Below are 19,710 nucleotides of genomic sequence, written 5' to 3' on the forward strand. Positions count from 1 at the left end.
AAGATGGACATGATCGAGGAAGAATTCGACGCCATTGTCATCGGGGCCGGCATGTCCGGTAACGCGGCTGCTTACACCATGGCAAGCCACGGCCTGAAGGTGCTGCAGTTGGAGCGCGGCGAATATCCGGGTTCCAAGAATGTCCAGGGTGCCATCATGTACGCGAACATGCTGGAGAAGATCATCCCGGACTTCCGGGACGATGCGCCTCTCGAGCGGCATCTGGTCGAACAGCGGCTTTGGGTGATGGACGACACCTCCCACACCGGGATTCACCACCGGTCGGACCACTTCAATGAGGCGAAGCCGAACCGCTATACGATCATCCGCGCACAGTTCGATAAATGGTTTTCGCGCAAGGTGCGCGAGGCTGGCGCGACGGTTCTTTGTGAGACGACCGTGACGGAGCTCGTCCGAGATGGCAGGGATAGGGTGATCGGCGTCCGCACAGATCGGAGCGGCGGAATAATAGGCGCGGACGTGGTCGTTCTCGCAGAAGGTGTGTGCGGGCTGCTTGGCACCCGGGCCGGCCTGCGATCGATGCCCAAACCAGAAACCGTGGCGCTCGCCGTCAAGGAGATGCATTTCCTGCCCGAAGAGGTCATCGAGCAGCGGTTCGGCCTCAACGGCGATGAAGGCTGTGTGATCGAGGCGGTGGGCACGATCTCCCACGGCATGGCCGGGCTCGGCTTCCTCTATACCAACAAGGAGTCAATCTCATTGGGCGTCGGCTGCCTCGTTTCCGATTTCGCCGCAGCGATGGAGAGCCCTTACGCTCTCCTTGACGCCTTCAAAAACCATCCTTCGATCCGGCCGCTGATCGCCGGCTCCGAGGTCAAAGAATATGCCGCGCATCTCATTCCCGAAGGTGGCTACAAGGCGATTCCGCAGCTCTTTGGCGACGGCTGGGTGGTGGTCGGCGATGCCGCGCAGTTGAACAACGCCATCCATCGCGAGGGTTCGAACCTCGCCATGACCTCCGGCCGTATCGCGGCTGAGGCAATCGTTCAGCTCAAGAGGCGCAGTCATCCAATGACTAAACGGAACCTATCTCTTTACAAGATCATGCTTGACAATTCATTCGTGGTCAAAGATCTGCGCAAATACAAGGACATGCCAGCCTTGCTTCATACCAATTCGTGCAATTTCTTCACCACATATCCGCAATTGCTGTCCAAGGCCGCGCAGAACTTCCTGCGCGTCGACGGCACCCCTAAGATCGACAAGGAAAAAGCGACCACGGCCGCCTTCGTCAAGGCTCGTTCGCGCTGGGGGCTGGTCAGCGACGCGGTCCGCCTAGCATGCGCGTGGCGCTGAGGGAGAGATGACGATGGCAGTGACCAAGTTACGCGTCGAGGACAAGCTTTACCACAACCGCTACTTGGTCGATCCTGGCCGCCCGCATATCAAAGTGCGACCGCACGAGAAGCCGAGCCCGAACCTTCTCGCCCTGACCCGCGTGTGCCCGGCCAAATGCTATGAGTTGAACGACGCAGGCCAAGTGGAGATCACCCCCGATGGCTGCATGGAGTGCGGCACCTGCCGGATTTTGTGCGAGGCCAGCGGTGAGATCGAGTGGAACTATCCGCGCGGCGGCTTCGGTGTCCTCTTCAAGTTCGGATGATCGGCGGCGCCCGCACTGTTCAAATGAATACTGGAGTTCAAACGACCAAGGCGCGCTTGGGAGGAGTATCCTGGATAACCGCTGAGGTGTTTCGATGGCCCATATGCTGCGGGATCGGTTCGATGAAGGAGGTCCTCCGGACATCGGGCCGGAACCGGCCCTCAAAACCATGCACAAAGCCGATCTCTCACTCAGGGAATTTATGAGATATCGAAGGTTCTGACTGCGCCAGCTCCGCTGGAGATTACGCTCGCCAACGTTGTGAAGGTCCTCCCGTCCTTTCTGCAAATGCGCCACGCAGCAGTGGTTGTCCTGGACACTGCTGTGCGCGAGCTGGAAAACTGCGTGCAATGGACGGCTACACTTGCTCGGTCATGGACAATCACTTCGTCGGACTTCGCCTGCACGAATAGTCAATGCCTTTCTTCGCTCCTGTGGAAAGCAGCCGAGAGTTCGCATGGCGCCAATGCAATCGACGGGCTGTCACGCAGCAACATTTTGCCGGCTGGATCAGGGCTGCTGGCCAGCCGCATCGGCACTCCACACGACAAGGTATCGTCCCTGCTTGCCCAGCGACAGCCCTGCGTCTGACAGAGCGCGACCGGCTGATCGACACTATGGAGAAGGTGGGCTGGGTTCAGGCAAAGGCCGCCCGTATCCTCGACCTCACGCCGCGGCAAATCGGCTACGCTCTGCGCCGGTATGGCATCAAGGTGAAGAAATTCCAGAGATCAGATGACCTGCAATGGCGGGCTGCATCAGCGCTGCTGAACTGTGGCTCAGACACGCTTGCCTTCGCGGCCCCGATCCGCTTGTCCGCCTGTCGGAATGCCGACAAAACGCTGTCCGAACAAAACGACAGAATTCGACACGGAAAGCCAATTCGTGAATTAAAACCGCTCTTTGAGCTGGCATGGCTCTTGCGCTTCCAGCTGCGACGTCCACCAGCAACGGAGCCGTTCGATGCCCGCACCGATCGTTTCGCTTGAGGCCCTGACCAGCACGACGACTTTCGACCAATTGCTGGCGACGGCGAAATCGGCTGGCTGCACATCGCCATCCTGCGGCTCGTCGGAGAAGCCAGACGACTTGGATCCGGTTGTCTGGGAGAGAATCAAGGATCATCCCTGCTTTTCAGAAGAAGCCCACCATTATTTTGCGCGCATGCACGTTGCGGTCGCGCCGGCTTGCAATGTCCAGTGCAACTATTGCAATCGCAAATATGACTGCGCCAACGAAAGCCGGCCCGGAGTCGTCTCGGAAAAGCTCACTCCCGACCAGGCGCTACGCAAGGTGATCGCGGTTGCCAACGAAGTGCCGCAGCTTTCGGTACTCGGCATCGCCGGACCGGGCGACGCCTGTTACGACTGGAAGAAGACAAAGGCAACGTTCGAGCGAGTCGCCAGAGAGATCCCCGACGTCAAGCTGTGCATATCGACCAATGGACTCGCGCTACCGGATCGCGTCGCCGAGCTTGCCGACATGAATGTCGATCACGTGACGATCACCATCAACATGGTCGATCCGGAAGTCGGTGCAAAGATCTATCCTTGGATCTTTCACGGCCACCGCCGATACACCGGCATCGAAGCCGCCCGGATCCTGCACGAGCGGCAGATGCTGGGTCTGGAAATGCTGAGCGCGCGCGGCATCCTGACCAAGATCAACTCGGTGGTGATCCCCGCCGTCAACGACGAGCATCTGATCGAGGTAAATAAATGGGTCAAGGAGCGCGGGGCGTTCCTGCACAATGTCATGCCCCTGATTTCCGACCCCGCGCACGGTACGCATTACGGCCTGACCGGGCAACGCGGCCCCAATGCAACGGAGCTCAAGGCCCTCCAGGATCGTCTCGAAGGCGGCGCCAAGTTGATGCGCCATTGCCGGCAATGCCGGGCCGATGCCGTCGGCCTGATCGGCGAGGATGATGGCCAGGAATTCACACTCGACCGAATTCCCACCGAGGTCACCTACGACGCCAGCAAGCGCGAGGCCTATCGCGAGGTGGTCGCGCACGAGCGCCGCGATCACATGGCGGCCAGAAGCAAGGCGATCGGAATGCTCAAGGCAGCAGGTTCCGGCAAGTCCCTTCTTGTGGCAGTTGCGACCAAGGGCGGCGGCCGTGTCAACGATCATTTCGGCCATGCGAAGGAATTCCAGATTTATGAAGCCTCGCCGCGCGGGATCACCTTCGTCGGGCATCGCAAGGTCGAGCAGTATTGCCTCGGCGGCTGGGGCGAAAAAGGCACCCTCGCAGCAATCATCGCTGCTCTGGGGGGCATAGACATCGTGCTGTGCGCCAAGATCGGAGATTGTCCAAAGGATCAACTCGCGGAAGCTGGAATCCGAGCGAGCGACGCTTACGGGCATGACTACATCGAGACGGCAATCAGCGCGCTTTACGCCGCCGAGCTTAGCGTCCAACCGCTGGCGGCGACGGCCTGAGCCGTCTCATTCCCAACCGAACCAGGAGTTACAATGAGTTTTAAGATCATCGCATCCCAATGCACTCAATGCGGCGCTTGCGAGTTCGAATGTCCCTCAGGCGCGATCGAATTCAAGGGCGAGAGCTACGTGATCGAGCGGGACAAGTGCACCGAATGCGAGGGGGCCTTCGATACGCAGCAATGCGCCTCGGTGTGCCCTATGCCGAAGACCTGCGTTCCTGCTTGATATCCGGTGGCCTGAAACGCCTTTATCAACAAACTGACACCTCAAGAAGGAAGGAACGGCCATGGGGCTCGGACGCGAACAGGAGGTCGAAATCCACCAACCTCCACGATTTGAGCCGGGTGAGCGGGTCCGTGCCACGCGCCACATAAAGAATGACGGCACCTTTCCTGGCAGGCAGATCGGCGAAAACCTCGTGCGGAAGGGCGACGAGGGCTATGTGCGCGATGTTGGCACCTTTCTCCAGCAGTTCTTCATCTACGCGGTCGAGTGGATCGATCGTGGCACGGTGGTCGGCATGCGAGCGCGTGAACTGATGAGCCTCGACAAGGTCGAGGCTCCGAGCAGGACCGACAGCACTGTGAATGAAGGAACGGCCAGATGAAAGTAATGATCCGCAGGACCGGCGCTGGCTTGTCGGCGTATATCCCCAAGAAGGATCTCGAAGAGCCGATCGTCAAACTCGAGAAGGAAGCGTTGTGGGGCGGGGCCGTGACGCTCAAAAACGGCTGGCGATTCGTTTTACCCGACCTTCCACGCGATACGCCTTTGCCGATCACCGTCGAGGCAAGGAAGATCTCCGACGAGGACTAATGCCGCGGATTGATAGAGAGCGCGACCAGAGGAAGCGAGCATGAACACGATCCCACCCTCGAGGCACCTCGTCATTGTCCGGGACAGCTTTGCCGAAAAGCTGCTTGAGCTTGCGAAGCAAGCGCTAGCCGCCGATCAGGTGATCCCGTATCTCGGTCCGGGCCTTCTCCGGCTGAGCTCCGCGGAGCCGACTGTACCGTTTACCTCGGAAGCCGTCGCCGCGGCGCTCAACACGAGGATGCCAGCACCTTCCAAGATCCGCACCAATATGTGGTCGGTCGCGCAGTTTATTGAACAGCGCCGGCACCGCCGCACACTTCAAACATGGATGGCCGAGATCTTCGCAGCGCCGGCGGCGCCGACTGTCCTCCACGCCTGGCTCGCAACGCTGCCGCTCTCCCTCATCATCGACAGCTGGTACGACGGCGCCATGCGGGCGGCCCTCGCAGATGCCGGCCGAACGGACGTCGTCGAGATACAAGGCGTAACTCGGGCGAACGAATTCGGTGACATTTGGACGAAAACGTATGATTTGTCCGGCAACGAACTCGAATCCGGATCGGTGGCAAAGACGGTCCTCTATACACCTCACGGCAGCATTAGGCCGGCGGCAAATTTCCTAGTGGCGGATTCCGACTATGTCGAAGTCCTTACCGAAATCGATATTCAGACCCCGATCCCAGACGCGGTGAAGGAACGGCGCAACGATCGGGGTCTTTTCTTTTTCGGCTGCCGCTTCAATGATCAGATGCTGCGCACCTATGCCAGGCAGATCTTGAAGCGCTCCATAGGCCCACATTGCACGGTAATGGATGCGCAAACGCTGACCAGAAACGAAGCCCGTTTTCTGGCGGCAAGCGGAATCACGGTGATCGATATGTCAGCAAGCGAAGCGGTGGCTCGGCTTGTCGGAGCGCGCACTGCAGCAGATGGCCAGGATCAACTTCGCGGACGCCTTTGATATGGAAAGCCGTCCGGCTTGCCGTCAAGGGGGCAAAATTCAGTCGGGAACACACCCGTGAGCAATGCCATTGGCACAGCAACGAACGCTCTGAATTCGGCCACCCATGCGGAGGCGACCCGCCGGGGGCGAGGCTTGAATACGCTGCTGCGCATTACGCGTATGAACTTGCGGCACCCTCGGCAGGTCACCTTCGCTTTCGGTTCCACGATCGGAGCAGTAATCCTCCAGTTGCTCATTCCCCAGCTTCTCGGGCGGGCTGTCGACCAGACCCAGATAGCGATCGGGGACGGTGTCACGGGGACCACGGCAGAACAAGCGCTCTGGACCCCGGCTCTGCTGCTGCTCGGTGTCAGCGCGCTACGCGGCCTCTTCACGATGGCGCAGAACTATTTTGCCGAAGCCGTCGGGCATCAAGTCGCGTACGAACTGCGGCTCGCTTGTTACGACAAGATCCAGCGTCTCAGCTTTTCCTATCACGATCGCGTGCATTCAGGTGATCTGATCATGCTCGGCATTCTCGATCTTGACGGCGTGCGGACGTATTTTTCCAACGCACTGGTTCGCGTGCTCTTGCTCAGCATGCTGATCGGGATCGGCGCCTACACTATGATCTCAACCGACCCGGTGCTCGGCCTGGTCGCGCTGAGCTTCGTACCTTTCGTCGCCTGGCGCTCGTCGGTCACACACCTTAGGCTGCGCGCCACCTGGCTAGACCTGCAGGAGCGGCTTTCGGTCCTGAGCCGCGTGATGGAGGAAAATCTCGCAGGCATCCGGGTCGTCCGCGCCTTTTCGGCACAGGCTTATGAGATGCTGAAGTTCGACCGCGCCTCGAAGAACGCGCTCGACCGCGCACACCACCAGGTTGACGTCTCCGTGCCCAACACATCGGCAATGACCCTCTCCTTTTTTTTCGCCATGGGGTTGGTGCTCTGGATCGGTTGCAACAAGCTCATCGCCGGCGATATCACGGTCGGGACGCTGGCGACGTTCCTGACCTTCATGACGATCCTGCAAATGCCCGTCCGCCAGATCGGTCTGATGGTCAATGCCTTCGCCCGCGCTTCGACTTGCGGTTCGCGTCTCTTCGCTCTCCTCGACCAGGATATCACGATCAGGGATGCTCCCGGCGCCAGACCGCTCGAGATCAGTGAAGGCATTCTGCGGTTCGACAATGTCTCGTTTGCATATCCCGGTACCGAAAACCGCGCCATTTTGAAGAATATCAGCTTTGAAGCCCGCAGGGGCGAGACGATCGCGATCGTCGGTCCGCCGGGTTCCGGCAAATCGACAATGGCTCATCTGATTGCCCGCTTTTACGACGTGAGCGGGGGCGCCATCACGCTTGACGGGCATGACATCCGCGGGGTCACCCTCGCGACGCTTCGCAAGATGGTCGCCGTCGCACAGCAGGATGCATTCCTTTTCACCACGACGATCGAGAACAACATCGCTTACGGCGATCCCTGGGCGAGGGAACAGCGGATCGAGCGCGCCAGCGAATCCGCCCAGCTGCACAGCTACATCCTTAGCCTGCCATCAGGCTACGAGACGGTCGTCGGCGAACGCGGCGCCTCTCTCTCGGGCGGCCAGCGCCAGCGTCTCACGATAGCTCGCACGATGATGCTGCGCCCATCAATCGTCGTTTTCGACGACTCAACGGCCGCGATCGATGGGGCCACCGAGCAGCGCATCCGCGCGGCGATACGACGTTTCGCCAAGGATAGGGTTACGATCATCATCGCCCACCGGCTGAGTTTGCTCACGCACGCCGACCAGATCCTTTTTGTCGACAACGGCGAGATCGTCGAGCGCGGTACCCATCAAGAGCTCTTGGTCAAGCGAGGACGCTATAGCGCCTTGCACGATTTCCAGTTGCGCGCCAGTGATGACATCGCGATCGCGAATGGAGGCGTGACCTGATGGCCAAGGGGCATGTCAGCGAACCCGAAACCGAAACCAATGACGGCAGGCGCCCCCCGCGCGCGGTCGTCGGCTCCCATCGCATCGAGGAGGAGATGTTCGGCCGGGCTTTCGACAACAACATCGTTCGGCGCATCTGGGCCTTCGTCCGCCCCTACCGCGCTATGGTAATCATCTCCGTCGCCGCATTGATGATCTTCACCGGTACGCAGCTTCTCATGCCGCTTATCATCCGTTACGCGATCGACCACGCCATGACTTCGGCTGGCGCTGATCGCTCCGCCCTGCTTGCGGCCGCCGAGGCGTTCGGCCTCACCATTGTGGTTAATTTCGGCGCCGCCTACACACAGGAAACCGCGGTGGGGAAAATGACCGAGAACGTCCTCTTCGATATCCGCCGCGCCATGTTTGGTCATCTGCAGAAGGTTTCGCTCTCCTTCATGGACAAGACCGAGGTCGGACGCCTGATGTCCCGCCTTCAAGGCGACGTCTACGCCATCCACGAATTCCTCGAAACCTCAATCTATTCCGTAGCCGATTTTGCGCTTCTCTTCGGCATTGTTTTCGTGATGTTGTACCTCGACTTCCGCCTCGGCCTCCTGACGCTCTCTGTCCTGCCGGCCTTGTTGATCATCCGCATCGTCTGGTTGCCGCGTGCCCGCCATGCCTTCATGGCCGCACATGAGACCAATTCGGTCGTCAATGGCGCGCTAGCCGAAGCCATTCACGGCGTGCGTACCATACAGTCCATGCACCGTCAGCAGGTAAATTTCATGCTCTATGACGATAAGTCACATGCCAACCTCAGGGCTCACCTGATCGCTGCCAGGTGTGCACAGGTCATGGTCCCGATCGTCGATGGCCTCACCGGCCTGGCCATGGCCGTCATGATCGCGGTCGGCGGCTCCATGGTCATGAATGGTAGAATCGATGTGGGCGTATTGGTCGCCTACCTGTTCTACATCCAGCGCTTTTTTGACCCAATTCGCTCACTTACCCTGCAATATTCGGTCATGCAGCGTGCCATGGCCTCCGGCAAGCGCCTGACCGATGTGCTCGACGTCAAGATCGAGGTACAGGACAAACCGGGTGCCAGGGTGCTTTCGCCGGAAATGGGCGGCTCGGTCGAATTCAGGAACGTCACCTTCGGCTACGAACCCAACCATCCGGTGCTGAAAAATGTCTCCTTCCGGGTCGATCCCGGCGAGACGGTCGCCTTGGTCGGGCCAACCGGTTCTGGCAAATCGAGTGCGATGGCCCTCGTCCGCCGCCTCTATGATGTTCAGCAGGGCCAGGTGCTGGTCGGCGGACATGATGTGCGCGATCTCACCCAAGAATCGCTCGGCGGCCAAATCGCCATGGTGCTGCAGGAGCCGTTCTTATTCACGGGGACGGTCTTCGATAACATTCGTTACCATAAGACCGACGCCACGCGCGACAAGGTCATCGAGGCCGCCAAGGCGGTCTGCGCCCACGACTTCATCATGAGCCTTGCCAACGGCTATGAAGCCGAAATCGGAGAACGCGGTGGCAACCTTTCTCTCGGCCAGCGCCAGCTCATCAGTTTCGCCCGCGCTCTCGTTGCCGACGCCAAGATCCTGGTTCTTGATGAGGCCACCGCCAACATCGACAGCTACACGGAAATCCTGATCCAGAAGGCTCTGAGAAAACTTCTTGAAGACCGCACTGGCCTCGTCATCGCCCACCGCCTTGCAACAATCCGTGGTGCCGACCGCATCATTGTACTTCAGAATGGCCAGGTCATTGAGACCGGCAACCACGACCAACTGATGGCCATGGGTGGGTTCTATTCCAAACTCTACAATCTTAACTACGCATCCTTCGACGACATTCCCGAAGAAAAACTCGATACCACCGCACTAGGGGGGTCCCGGACCTGATGTAAAGTCGGCCGCTGTCGGCCTCAACCGTTCCATCTGGTTGAGGCCGACGAGATCGTTGGACCTGGCGTGCTCGTCGGCGATAGTGTCGGCGGCCGCGCTACATGATCGGGCTCGGCGGCCAGGCTGCGTCGCATCTATCTCGCAGATTCGCGATGGCGTCTCCGGGCTGATCAGTCTCGACAGCAGTCCATCCCGAAGCTGGACCATGCGCGATGTGTCCCTGCGGGTCACTTCAATATTCCCCCGGTTAAGGTCAGTCAAACTCCTCCACCCGCAAGGCAGGACAGATGTGGATTTGTTAGTTTGACTTTGTTTCCCGGGCAAAGGCTTCAGCGGCTTCTTTGAGGCGATAGCAGTCATGAAAACAGCGCGTATCCAGGTCCGCAGCGATGCCGATGCCGTTCTGGTAGAGTCCATCGAGCGCGCAAAGAAGGCCATGCGAACGGGTATCCCTTCGGAACCTTCACATTCAGTTCGCCCTCGCAGCTGTTCACGGTGATCAGCCCCAAGCGGTGGGAGCTGATCGAGCACCTGAAGCGCGTGCATGACGATCTGTCCGGGCTGATCGATTGGGGCATCATCGAGCGCACCGACGACGGAAAGGTTTACGTGCAGATTCCGACATATCCGGCCGGGCATTCTAGCTTGAAGCCGGCCGCCGTTCCGACGTGAAGCTGGCCACCATTCCGATTAATATCCGGCCACTTTGAAGCCTGAGAAGGAGCACCTGGGTCAGCAACTTTGGCATGACGGTCCTTTGGAACAAGAGACGCGTAATGCCGGCAAAGAGAAGGCTGACCATGAGACATTTACGACAGATGCTGCGGCTTGCGGGTGACGGAACGAGCGCCCGAGAGATCGCCCAGAGGCTCGGCACAGCGCGCAGCACCGTGCAGGATAATAATCTGAAGCGTGCAGCTGCGGCGGGGTTGAACTGGCCGCTGCCGGGCGAGCTGACCGACGACGCGCTTGAGCGCCGGCTGTTCGCCAGGGCGGGCTCAAGCAGGGCCTGCGGCGGCTTCCGGAGCCGAATGGGCGGGGCTGGCGCTGGAACTGAAGAAGCCGGGGCACGCTAATGCTCGCCGTATCGCGCCGTCCATCCCGGCGGCTATGGCTGCAGTCGTTATGTTGCGGCCAGATTTATGTTGCGGCTGCAGGGGTGAGCCAAGGCTCTCGGTGATTTCCTCGGCCCAAGCCGCCACATAAAGAAGAACGGCGATGGCGATTGCACTACAAATGCTTTCAGGAATGCCATCAATGACGGCAGGGAATCGTTGACGTGGGGGCTTTTTCAGGCTGCTGATATCAACCTTGGCCAACGCCTTGGCCTTCATTTGCAGATCCACCTCGGCTTAGATGTGCGTGGTGTCCAACGACACATGGCCCAGCCAAACGCGGATCGTGTTGATATCGACACCTACACGCAGGAGGTGGACGGCTGTCGTGTGCCGAATCGTATGGGGGCTGACGCGCTTCTTGGTCAGGGTCGGAACGGCTTTGCTTGCCATGGCAGCATATTGCGTCACGACGCGGTGTATTCCGAACCGCGTCAGAGGCTCCTTCATCCGCCCAAGAAAGACTGCATCGCTTTTATCCCGATCGATCACCAGGCGGGCCAGCGATGTTGCCGTCGCTGGCCACAATGGGCAGATCCGGATCTTGTTCCCCTTGCCATGAAGACGCACTGAAGGAAACGCGCCCAGTTGAAGATTGCCGACCGTCAATTTTGCTACCTCATCCGCGCGAGCACCGCTGTTGTACAGGAATAGCAGCAGAGCATGGTCGCGCGCCCCCAGAGTCGTACGCCTGTCGGGTTGACCGAGAAGCGCATCCATCTCGGCCTCTTCGAGATATCCGATCGCGGCCTTTGCGGTCTTCTTGAATGGGATTGCCCTTATCTCGGAACACCAGGCCAGGTGGACCGGCGACCGCATGCCGATGAAGCGAGCCAGTGAATGAATGGTCACAAGCCGTTGGTTGCGGGTTGCATCGCTGCATCGGCGATCACGTTCCAGATGGTCCAGGAACTTACGGGCGACTTCCGGCGTCAGCTCTTCGACGGTCATGCAATCGATGGCACAGCCTTCCTGTTTGCTAGCGAACGGCAGCAACAGAGCCAGCGTGTCGCGGTAGCTGGCTTGGGTGTTGCGGGAAAGATTGCGCTCTGCGACAAGATGTTCCAGTAGAAACCGACGAATCCACGGACCAAGGAGGTTTTTATCCGTCATGGTTGGCCTCCATCGCGTACGGTGCAAAGCGCTCGCTGGCCGCCTCGAGGAGATCCGGCGTCATCTGCAAATAGCGCTGGGTTGAATGTTTCATAATGAGTCCTGTCCGGTTGATGGAGCGGTAATTAAGGCACGGCGGGCGGGAACGGCGTTCGGACCCGGGCGGCCTTTGATAATCGTGAGGCCGGAAGGAGTATCCCGCAGACCACGGTTGAGATTGTCGCTGCAGACTTTGGTGATGAGCCCTGGCGCCCCCATTGATGCACCGTGGTCTCGGCGATCGCGAAGTGTTCGGCCACTTCCTGGGTGATGAGCAGACCACAATCCCGCAGGCGCTGGCGACGGCCGGGCAGGTTGTAGGCCCCACGGATGAAGGCGATCTTCTTGAGTTGAACGGCTTGCCTTCCCAGCTTCGCAGACCGCGTTCATTGAAGATATCGGCGATCTCGCGATCGCAATGACGGTCGAGCAAGCGGTCTACGTCGGCGACGAGCTCAGGCTTGAACTTGCGGATCTGGGCGATCGGCAAGGGCCGGTCCAGCGTCAAGGTGCGGGTCGCCCCGCCGGATAGTCGCACGTTTGCGATAATCCTCTCGGCCTTGACCAGGGTGACGTCGGCCACCAGCAGACGCGGGATGCGCTTGCGCTCACTCATGTCGATGCGGGGATCGCTCCAGATCCGCGGGAGCTGCTCGGCAAGATCGCGGACGCGTTGCTGCGTCTCGGCATCGAGGGCAGCGGCTTGCTCGGGCGCGCGTTGTTCATAGTCTTCGACGACGTCGGTGTGGAGCCGCAGCTTCTCGTTCCACTCGGCCTCGATAGTGTCGGCAACGAGGCGATTGGCGGGATCGACCTTCATGTAGCTGCGCCGGGCGAGCTCGGCGTCATGACGCGTCCGCTCCAGGGTGACGTCAAGGGTCATCGGCGTCATCAGCTCGACAAGCAATGCACCCACCGCGGGGTCGACGACTTTGCCGGGCACGGACTGGCATACCTTGCCGCCACGACGGGTGGCGGTCTCCTGGCAGATATAGGTCGGGACGGGTTTGCCGTGCTCTTGGCTATAATGAACTCCCATGCGCTCGCCGCACAGGGCCGCAGAGAACGCGGCCCTGGAGCAAGGCGCTGCCTTCGCGCACCGGTCCGGCGCGGCGCTGCATTCCATAGGCTTGTGCATTGGTGGTGAGACGCTCCTAGTTGGCCCTAAAGCACTCCCAGGCGATATAACCTGGATGCATGTCGGGGATGACGAACCGAGCCATATCCACCTTGATCTGCGAAACGCCACCGCCCGGCCCGGGGCCGTCCACGCGTTCGACCGTAGACGAAGGCGCCGGCATATCTCGGATTATGCAGGACCTGAAGGATGCGGGTGTGCCGTGGCGGCGCCCTCGATCATGACGCGCACCCCTCAATTGGTTCAGCATGCAGACCTTTTCAAATGCACGCGATGGAGCGGCTCGGGCTTCCCCAAACCACCAACGCTTGATTTGTCGATTTCGCTTAAAAGTCCTTTCACAGACGCTTGATCTCGATGCCATATTTCCTCAGCACGTACCCAATCTGGCGCGGCGTCAGCCCAAGCAGGCGCGCCGCCTTTGCCTGGACCCAGCCACATTTTTCCATAGCCGCAATGACACGATCGGCATCAGTCACCCTCGCGCCATTTAAGTAGGCTGGGCCGGCAGGCGCTAACGGCGCAAGCTCGCCTATGGGAGGCGGGACCCCAAGGGCGGCCGAACCGGTGGCGTCGGCCGGCGGCGTGCTCGACTTCACTGGCACCGGGACGATCGGCCCAGCTTGCAGCGAGGCCTTCCACAGCGCCGCGGCAAAGCACTGACCGTCGCAGCAGGCAAGGTCCTTTCTGAAGATAGATGGGCCCGCCGCCAAGACCGCTGCCCGGTGCACGCAATTTTGGAGCTCACGGATGTTGCCGGGAAATTCACAGTTCTTCAGTACCTCAATCGCACTCGGATCGAAGGTCAGCGTACGGCCGTTCTCATCACTAAAATTCTTGAGAAACTCAGCCGCGAGGAGCGGAATATCACTGCGCCTTTCCCGTAACGCCGGCACCTGCAGGTGAACCACGTTGATGCGATAGTAGAGGTCGCGGCGGAACTCGTTCCTTGCAACCGCCTCTTCCAGGTTCTTGTTCGTGGCGGCAATCACGCGAACATCGACCTTAACGGTCTGGTTGCTGCCGACGCGCTCAAACTCCTCCTCCTGGAGAACGCGCAGGAGCTTTGCCTGAAACGACCCCGAGATCTCGCCGATTTCGTCGAGGAACAACGTTCCCTTGTCAGCGAGCTCAAACCGTCCCTTGCGCGAATTGAACGCGCTGGTGAAGGCACCCTTTTCATGGCCGAACAATTCGGATTCCAGGACTGTTTCAGGCAATGCCGCGCAATTAAGTTTGACGAAGGGTCGCTTGGCGCGCGGCGACAACTCGTGAAGGGCCCTGGCAACCAATTCCTTCCCGGTACCGGATTCGCCTCGTATCAGAACCGTGCTCTTTGCCTTGGCAACCACCGCTATCTTCTCAAGCAGCGCGTTTAGCGCTGGACTGTCGCCAATCATCCCCTTGACGTAAACCTTCTTACGCTCCCGCGCAGGCTGCTTTTGCAACCGTTCCCCCTCCGCCATCGGTCGCGCGCGGTCGCCGGGGGACAAACGATGCAACTTAATGGTCTGTCCCACCAGGGTGGCGACAACGGTGAGCAGCTGGACATCACAATCGGGCGGATACCTTGGCCCATTGTCCAGGGCGCGGTCGATGGTCAGGGTGCCCACGACGTTCGCATCCACGCGAATGGGAACGCCGATGAACGACACTGCTACGGTGTCTGAGGCCCCGAGCATTTCAATATCGGCGGCACTGAAGGCCAAATGCAGCGCTATGTTCTCGGCGACGAGCGGCGTATCGGTCGTCATAATCTGATCGATTGCCTTGCGCGGCAGGCGCCTGCGGTAGCGCTCATCGCTGCTCTCGTCCCACTCGGTGCTTACGGCAATGTCCAGTACGCCGTCACCGTTGAACGAAGAGATGATGCCGTGTTGCATCCGCACAAACGAGCGCAGCAGCTTGAGAGTTTTGGCCAAAGCCACTTCGAGTCGGGAGGGAGCGGCGAGTACTTTCGATATTTCGGAGATCCCGGTAAACGCGCTTTCGTACGGCTGCACACCAGGGATCACGTCGTTCTTCTCGGGCTTTGCGTTAGCCCCTTGCGCGTCCTTGTCGCACGACGGCGTCTTCCTGGCCCTTTGTTCGGGTTTGCCGATGTTGTGATGCATGTCGTCCTCGATCTCGCGCTTTGAAAACAATGCCCGTTGCAGGGTGCAGCTGCGACGTTTCGGACAAGCGCGAAAATGGCCCTGACATGAAGTTGGGGCGCCACCATCCGATTGCCCGCCAAGCGGGGCATTGCCTGACGCATGTCTTGGTTTTCCTCTTAAGGCGGGGCCGCCATCTCGGCTTCTGTCAGGCGCAACCGCACGTTGACGAAGTGACCGGATCGAGGGAGGATAGTCAATCGAGCTATCCTTTCATTTGTGAAAGGATACTCGGCGCTCTGATAGAATTCTATCAGGTCAATACATTTCTCTTGTCGGTCTCAAAATCTTGCTGCTTATGCAGTTCCGGCACGTCAAGCCGCCGGCGCAACGCTGAGGAGTCTCTCCCCAGATAAAATACGATATTCTTGGCAGTTGCCCATTTTGCGCCATAACGGCATCCGCTCCAGGACTCGAAAAAGGGGCGTACGCACTCGGAACGAAGGCCCGGGTCTCGCTGGAGTGGCTCTGGTTAAAGGAAGGCCTTGGCCTGGCGCCTGACAGGCCACGGCAGAGACGACCGTGGTGGAGATGATTGGCTTCCTGAGGAAACTCGGCGCTAGACGACCTCGCGGGCGCACTTGCCGCTAGCATCGGTTTCATCCGACATGGGCTATGACCCGGGAGTCGGTGGGAGACGCTCAGTAGACCCAGGAACTCTGCGACCTCCCGTGATCTCACGTTGGAGTAGCCATCCGGGACGCCTGCTGCACCATCATCTCCCGCATCCAGATGCTTGCCGGATCACTGTTGTGAAAGGCGGGCCATTGGACGGTCTCGGTGAATGTGGGAAGCGGCAGCGGGAGTTCAATGATCTTCAGGGGGAACGTTTTTTCGAAATGCTTAACCAGCCGTAACGGCATGGTCGCTACACGATCTGTGCCTGACACCATGGGCGGAATCATGCTGAAGCCCTGCACGGCGACCTCGACACGTCTCTTAAGACCATGCTCAAGGAAAAACCATTCGTCGATAGAGGGCCTCAGCGCGCGCCCGAACCTGACCGCAACGTGCCTCATCGACAAATATCTCTCGAGTGTAACCTGCCGTGGTAGCTGTTTGTTCGTAGGGCAGCCCACGCACACGAGCCTCTCGTCGAACAACGCCACTCTTGAATGCGCGCTCGACGTGTACAAATCCGGAAGAATTACAAAATCGATGTCACTGCGCCGGAGAAGCTCATCCGGCTCGTCGTCGACATGCAGCAATTCGAAGCTGACGGAGGGTGCTTCCCGGGCAACACGCTCCACGACCTTCCCAAAAAATACTAGTGTGATGAAATCGGAAAGAATGATCCTGAAGCGCCGATCGGATTGAGCTGGGATAAACGGGTCCTGGGAAATAATCGAGCGCTGGATTTGCAGGAGTGCGTCACGGACTGCGGGGGCGAGCGCTTGCGCACGCGGTGTCAAAATACGTACGCGGCCGCTCAGGATAAATAGGTCATCATGGAAATAATCGCGCAGCCGGGCGACGGCCGCACTCATCGCCGGCTGACTTAGGTTGATGCGGCGTGCCGCCTCCGTGAGCTTGCGTTCGGTCAGCAGCGCGTCAAGCACCACGAGCAGATTCAGATCAAGACCCTTGAAACGCATGTCTTAAGCCATCCAAAGCGTGTATGCGCTTCATCTAAACAAACGATTGTACCGATTTTGCAGAACCTTGCATAGGGTATCCAAGGATGGAAGCCCTAAACCTTCTGATGTGGGCGGAACATCAAGCGCGTCGCATGTCCATTGCGACCAGATTTGTCGGTGATCTGCGCAAGCTACGTCGCGGCGGCTCGGCGCGACAAGCTAATTGCGTGGGCGCTTAGCTCGAGAAACCGTAACCAAGATGAGGCTTCCATGCGCTCACAGCTACGATGGAGGTTGTGCTGGGAAAATGAGTTGCAACTGGCCGACCACATCGAACTCGCCGACTTCTTCCGAAAGACTTATGGACCGACTGGGGCCTTCAATGCGAAGCCATTTGCAGGCAATCGGAGTTGGGCCGGAGCAAGACCCGAGTTGCGTGCAATCGGCTATGACTCGGGCGGTGTAGCGGCTCATATGGGCTTACTACGCCGCTTCATTAAGGTTGGCGAAGTCGATCAACTGGTGGGCGAACTCGGATTGTACGGGGTGCGTCCGGATCTTGAAGGACTCGGAATCAGCCTTTCGTTCCGAGTCGTCTATCCAGTGCTGCAGGAGCTTGGCGTTCCATTCGCTTTCGGCACGGTTCGGCACGCGCTGCGAAACCATATTGTAAGATTCTTCAGAGACGACTTGGCGACCATTGTGTCGGGCGTTCGCGTACGGTCGACCCAAGCAGAGGTATATCCCGACCTCCCGCCGACGCGCCTTGAGGACGTGCTCGTTGTGGTCTTACCGGTTACGCGGCCGATGAGCGATTGGCCGACGGGTGCAATAATTGACAGGAACGGGCCAGAGCTATGAACCCCAACTATCTGTCCGAAGTGCCGTTTGAGTTCGCCGACCGCGTTAGCGATCGCAGCGTTTATTTGACGTTTGATGACGGTGCTAACCTACTTTTCACACCGCAGATCCTCGACGTGCTGGCGCAACATCGGGTGCCGGCGACTTTCTTCGTCATCGGTGCCTACGCCGCAGAGCAGCCGGAACTGATCCAACGAATGATCGCAGAGGGGCATGAGGTAGGCAATCACACGATGACCCATACGGATCTGTCCCGATGCGGATTCGAGGAAGTACAACGTGAGATATTTGACGCGAACCTGGCCATCATGATGGCGTGCCCGCAGGCCTCGGTGCGCTACTTTCGCGCGCCATACGGGGCCTGGAGCCAAGAGGTGATCACTGCCTCGGAGATCGCTGGGCTGACCCCCCTTCATTGGTCGGTTGACCCACGAGACTGGTCTCGCCCCGGCGTCGATGCAATCGTCGATGCAGTGCTCACCTCAGTCCGTCCTGGCGCAATAGTGCTCTTGCACGACGGGTGCCCTCCCGACGAGCTGACTCTTGGCGCTTACGCCTATCTGCGTGACCAGACCACAACGGCGCTGTCCCGTTTGATTCCGGCGTTACACGACCGCGGATATGAAATTCGCTCCCTTCCACAACATCACTGATCAATGAGATCCTATGGACCTGCTAGCTCCAGTCAGTACCTTCGTCGTGTCTTTTTATGCGCTGTTCTCGGCCGCATATGAAGGCTTGCAGGCGGTTTATGCCCTGCGGACAAACGGTTCGTCAGCATCGGACGAACTGGTCGGCCCCGACCCTTGGCCGAGCGTAGATGTCATCGTACCCTGCTACAACGAGGACCCGCGCACGCTCTCGGCATGCCTAGCTTCCATCGCAAGCCAACAATACGCCGGAAAACTGCAAGTTTATGTGGTTGATGATGGTTCTACAAATTGCGACGCCGTCGTACCTGTACACGATACCTATGCGCGCGACCCGAGATTCAACTTCATTCTTCTTCCCAAAAATGTCGGAAAGCGCAAGGCCCAGATTGCGGCGATACGCCGCTCATCAGGAGACTTGGTGCTCAACATCGACTCGGACACGACAATCGCATCCGACGTCATCACCAAGCTTGCACGAAAGATGCGAAATCCAGTGATCGGGGCGGCCATGGGGCAGTTGACGGCCAGCAACCGGATGGACACTTGGTTGACCCGATTGATCGATATGGAGTATTGGCTGGCTTGCAACACGGAACGCGCCGCACAGGCTCGCTTCGGTGCGGTTATGTGTTGCTGCGGCCCATGTGCTATGTACCGCCGCTCCGCGCTCGTTTCCCTGTTGGATCAGTACGAGACGCAACTGTTTCGAGGGAAGCCGAGCGACTTCGGTGAGGATCGTCATCTAACGATCCTCATGTTGAAAGCAGGCTTTCAAACCGAATACGTTTCGGACGCCATCGCCGCAACAGTCGTTCCGGACAGGCTGGTGCCGTATTTGCGCCAACAACTCCGCTGGGCGCGGAGCACTTTTCGAGACACGCTGCTAGGGCTGCCCCTCCTGCCCAGCCTCAATGGCTACCTCACGTTAGACGTGGTCGGACAGAATCTAGGTCCGCTATTGCTCGCCGTTTCAGTACTAACAGGGATCGCGCAGCTCTCACTCACGGGCCAAATGCCGTGGTGGACGGTCCTGGTGATCGCATCGATGACATTGATTCGCTGCAGCGTGGCAGCGTTACGTGCACGTGAATTGCGATTTTTCGGCTTTGCTCTTCACACATTCATCCAAATCTTTCTGATAATTCCGGTGAAAATCTACGCGCTGTGTACGTTGAGCAATAGTGATTGGTTGTCACGCAAAATTGGCACTGTGCAAAACAGGAGAAACAGGCAATTCATCGTGCAAATCACGATTGCTGTATCAAAGACTACAGCACGTCTCGCAATTACTGGGTCAACTGACAGGGAAGATCCTTCGCAATGCTCTGCGGGGCTGGCGACGTGTGGCGGCATTTGCCGCGACGAGTAAGACTAGAAGCTCTGAC

General features: G+C 59.0%; 19 protein-coding genes and 1 pseudogene. 15 read left to right on the forward strand and 5 right to left on the reverse strand.

The features are described 5' to 3' along the window. Window positions 1–9: 9 nt before the first annotated feature. From ACFFNA_RS23465 to ACFFNA_RS23520, 12 genes and pseudogenes are all read left to right on the forward strand, one after another. Window positions 10–1,317 carry an FAD-binding protein gene (locus tag ACFFNA_RS23465; RefSeq protein ID WP_095084245.1) on the forward strand — a complete coding sequence of 436 codons (1,308 nt, stop codon included), beginning with the start codon at window positions 10–12 and terminating at the stop codon, window positions 1,315–1,317. Window positions 1,318–1,324: 7 nt separating this feature from the next. Beyond that, on the forward strand, window positions 1,325–1,624 hold the full coding sequence (locus ACFFNA_RS23470; RefSeq protein ID WP_095082074.1) for a ferredoxin family protein: 300 nt from the start codon (window positions 1,325–1,327) through the stop codon (window positions 1,622–1,624). Between the two features lie 324 nt (window positions 1,625–1,948). Continuing rightward, window positions 1,949–2,349, forward strand: a pseudogene (locus tag ACFFNA_RS23475) (helix-turn-helix domain-containing protein); the annotation flags it as partial. A gap of 238 nt (window positions 2,350–2,587) precedes the next feature. Next, a complete protein-coding gene (gene nifB / locus ACFFNA_RS23480; protein ID WP_095082076.1) occupies window positions 2,588–4,069 on the forward strand; it encodes a nitrogenase cofactor biosynthesis protein NifB in 1,482 nt (493 codons plus the stop codon). A 33-nt stretch (window positions 4,070–4,102) separates the two neighbouring features. Further along, window positions 4,103–4,297: a 4Fe-4S dicluster domain-containing protein gene (locus ACFFNA_RS23485; protein WP_095082078.1), complete on the forward strand. Its 195-nt coding sequence runs from the start codon at window positions 4,103–4,105 to the stop codon at window positions 4,295–4,297. Window positions 4,298–4,358: 61 nt separating this feature from the next. Continuing rightward, window positions 4,359–4,679: a nitrogen fixation protein NifZ gene (locus tag ACFFNA_RS23490; protein WP_095082080.1), complete on the forward strand. Its 321-nt coding sequence runs from the start codon at window positions 4,359–4,361 to the stop codon at window positions 4,677–4,679. Next, entirely contained in the window at window positions 4,676–4,888 is a 213-nt protein-coding gene (gene nifT / locus ACFFNA_RS23495; protein WP_095082082.1) for a putative nitrogen fixation protein NifT, read from the forward strand. Before ACFFNA_RS23490 ends, nifT begins: the two co-directional genes overlap by 4 nt. Window positions 4,889–4,928: 40 nt before the next feature. Then, window positions 4,929–5,849: an SIR2 family NAD-dependent protein deacylase gene (locus tag ACFFNA_RS23500; RefSeq protein ID WP_095082084.1), complete on the forward strand. Its 921-nt coding sequence runs from the start codon at window positions 4,929–4,931 to the stop codon at window positions 5,847–5,849. Window positions 5,850–5,918: 69 nt separating this feature from the next. Then, entirely contained in the window at window positions 5,919–7,772 is a 1,854-nt protein-coding gene (locus ACFFNA_RS23505; RefSeq protein ID WP_245331070.1) for an ABC transporter ATP-binding protein, read from the forward strand. Beyond that, window positions 7,772–9,673, forward strand: coding sequence for an ABC transporter ATP-binding protein (locus tag ACFFNA_RS23510; protein ID WP_378921984.1), 1,902 nt, complete (start codon window positions 7,772–7,774; stop codon window positions 9,671–9,673). The genes ACFFNA_RS23505 and ACFFNA_RS23510 overlap by 1 nt, the downstream gene beginning before the upstream one ends. Before the next feature lie 498 nt (window positions 9,674–10,171). Continuing rightward, a complete protein-coding gene (locus ACFFNA_RS23515) occupies window positions 10,172–10,348 on the forward strand; it encodes an HVO_A0114 family putative DNA-binding protein (RefSeq protein WP_245331018.1) in 177 nt (58 codons plus the stop codon). Between the two features lie 104 nt (window positions 10,349–10,452). Further along, window positions 10,453–10,752 carry a helix-turn-helix domain-containing protein gene (locus tag ACFFNA_RS23520; RefSeq protein WP_378921986.1) on the forward strand — a complete coding sequence of 100 codons (300 nt, stop codon included), beginning with the start codon at window positions 10,453–10,455 and terminating at the stop codon, window positions 10,750–10,752. On the opposite strand, the gene ACFFNA_RS23525 is transcribed toward ACFFNA_RS23520, so the two are convergent. The 5 genes from ACFFNA_RS23525 to ACFFNA_RS23545 all read right to left on the reverse strand — a co-directional run bounded on the left by ACFFNA_RS23525 (window position 10,675) and on the right by ACFFNA_RS23545 (window position 16,829). Beyond that, on the reverse strand, window positions 10,675–11,010 hold the full coding sequence (locus tag ACFFNA_RS23525) for a hypothetical protein (protein WP_378922014.1): 336 nt from the start codon (window positions 11,008–11,010) through the stop codon (window positions 10,675–10,677). The two genes, ACFFNA_RS23520 and ACFFNA_RS23525, sit on opposite strands and share 78 nt — an antisense overlap. An 18-nt stretch (window positions 11,011–11,028) precedes the next feature. Continuing rightward, complete coding sequence (locus tag ACFFNA_RS23530) at window positions 11,029–11,904, reverse strand: tyrosine-type recombinase/integrase (RefSeq protein WP_378921988.1); 876 nt, start codon at window positions 11,902–11,904, stop codon at window positions 11,029–11,031. Then, window positions 11,894–13,081 (reverse strand): hypothetical protein, encoded by a 1,188-nt coding sequence (locus ACFFNA_RS23535; RefSeq protein ID WP_378921990.1) that lies wholly within the window; start codon window positions 13,079–13,081, stop codon window positions 11,894–11,896. The genes ACFFNA_RS23530 and ACFFNA_RS23535 overlap by 11 nt, the downstream gene beginning before the upstream one ends. Before the next feature lie 338 nt (window positions 13,082–13,419). Continuing rightward, window positions 13,420–15,195 carry a nif-specific transcriptional activator NifA gene (nifA, locus tag ACFFNA_RS23540; RefSeq protein WP_095084246.1) on the reverse strand — a complete coding sequence of 592 codons (1,776 nt, stop codon included), beginning with the start codon at window positions 15,193–15,195 and terminating at the stop codon, window positions 13,420–13,422. 716 nt (window positions 15,196–15,911) lie between these two features. Further along, window positions 15,912–16,829: a LysR family transcriptional regulator gene (locus ACFFNA_RS23545; protein ID WP_095082092.1), complete on the reverse strand. Its 918-nt coding sequence runs from the start codon at window positions 16,827–16,829 to the stop codon at window positions 15,912–15,914. 252 nt (window positions 16,830–17,081) lie between these two features. On the opposite strand from ACFFNA_RS23545, the gene ACFFNA_RS23550 reads away from it, so the two are divergent. Genes ACFFNA_RS23550 through nodC form a run of 3 tightly spaced genes read left to right on the forward strand, consistent with a single transcriptional unit; the run spans window position 17,082 to window position 19,694 of the window. Beyond that, entirely contained in the window at window positions 17,082–17,672 is a 591-nt protein-coding gene (locus ACFFNA_RS23550; RefSeq protein ID WP_095084247.1) for a NodA family N-acyltransferase, read from the forward strand. Further along, window positions 17,669–18,325 (forward strand): chitooligosaccharide deacetylase NodB, encoded by a 657-nt coding sequence (nodB, locus tag ACFFNA_RS23555; protein ID WP_095082094.1) that lies wholly within the window; start codon window positions 17,669–17,671, stop codon window positions 18,323–18,325. The genes ACFFNA_RS23550 and nodB overlap by 4 nt, the downstream gene beginning before the upstream one ends. Before the next feature lie 13 nt (window positions 18,326–18,338). After that, a complete protein-coding gene (nodC, locus tag ACFFNA_RS23560) occupies window positions 18,339–19,694 on the forward strand; it encodes a chitooligosaccharide synthase NodC (RefSeq protein ID WP_095082096.1) in 1,356 nt (451 codons plus the stop codon). Window positions 19,695–19,710: the final 16 nt, after the last annotated feature.

Source organism: Mesorhizobium kowhaii (assembly GCF_042431665.1).
Lineage (GTDB): Bacteria > Pseudomonadota > Alphaproteobacteria > Rhizobiales > Rhizobiaceae > Mesorhizobium > Mesorhizobium kowhaii.

Coding starts and splice junctions, on each gene's coding strand:
- ACFFNA_RS23465 (WP_095084245.1), top strand. CDS start 10: ATGATCGAGGAAGAATTCGACGCCATTGTCATCGGGGCCGGCATGTCC.
- ACFFNA_RS23470 (WP_095082074.1), top strand. CDS start 1,325: ATGACGATGGCAGTGACCAAGTTACGCGTCGAGGACAAGCTTTACCAC.
- nifB (WP_095082076.1), top strand. CDS start 2,588: ATGCCCGCACCGATCGTTTCGCTTGAGGCCCTGACCAGCACGACGACT.
- ACFFNA_RS23485 (WP_095082078.1), top strand. CDS start 4,103: ATGAGTTTTAAGATCATCGCATCCCAATGCACTCAATGCGGCGCTTGC.
- ACFFNA_RS23490 (WP_095082080.1), top strand. CDS start 4,359: ATGGGGCTCGGACGCGAACAGGAGGTCGAAATCCACCAACCTCCACGA.
- nifT (WP_095082082.1), top strand. CDS start 4,676: ATGAAAGTAATGATCCGCAGGACCGGCGCTGGCTTGTCGGCGTATATC.
- ACFFNA_RS23500 (WP_095082084.1), top strand. CDS start 4,929: ATGAACACGATCCCACCCTCGAGGCACCTCGTCATTGTCCGGGACAGC.
- ACFFNA_RS23510 (WP_378921984.1), top strand. CDS start 7,772: ATGGCCAAGGGGCATGTCAGCGAACCCGAAACCGAAACCAATGACGGC.
- ACFFNA_RS23520 (WP_378921986.1), top strand. CDS start 10,453: ATGCCGGCAAAGAGAAGGCTGACCATGAGACATTTACGACAGATGCTG.
- ACFFNA_RS23525 (WP_378922014.1), bottom strand. CDS start 11,010: ATGAAGGCCAAGGCGTTGGCCAAGGTTGATATCAGCAGCCTGAAAAAG.
- ACFFNA_RS23530 (WP_378921988.1), bottom strand. CDS start 11,904: ATGACGGATAAAAACCTCCTTGGTCCGTGGATTCGTCGGTTTCTACTG.
- ACFFNA_RS23535 (WP_378921990.1), bottom strand. CDS start 13,081: ATGCACAAGCCTATGGAATGCAGCGCCGCGCCGGACCGGTGCGCGAAG.
- nifA (WP_095084246.1), bottom strand. CDS start 15,195: ATGCATCACAACATCGGCAAACCCGAACAAAGGGCCAGGAAGACGCCG.
- ACFFNA_RS23545 (WP_095082092.1), bottom strand. CDS start 16,829: ATGCGTTTCAAGGGTCTTGATCTGAATCTGCTCGTGGTGCTTGACGCG.
- ACFFNA_RS23550 (WP_095084247.1), top strand. CDS start 17,082: ATGCGCTCACAGCTACGATGGAGGTTGTGCTGGGAAAATGAGTTGCAA.
- nodB (WP_095082094.1), top strand. CDS start 17,669: ATGAACCCCAACTATCTGTCCGAAGTGCCGTTTGAGTTCGCCGACCGC.
- nodC (WP_095082096.1), top strand. CDS start 18,339: ATGGACCTGCTAGCTCCAGTCAGTACCTTCGTCGTGTCTTTTTATGCG.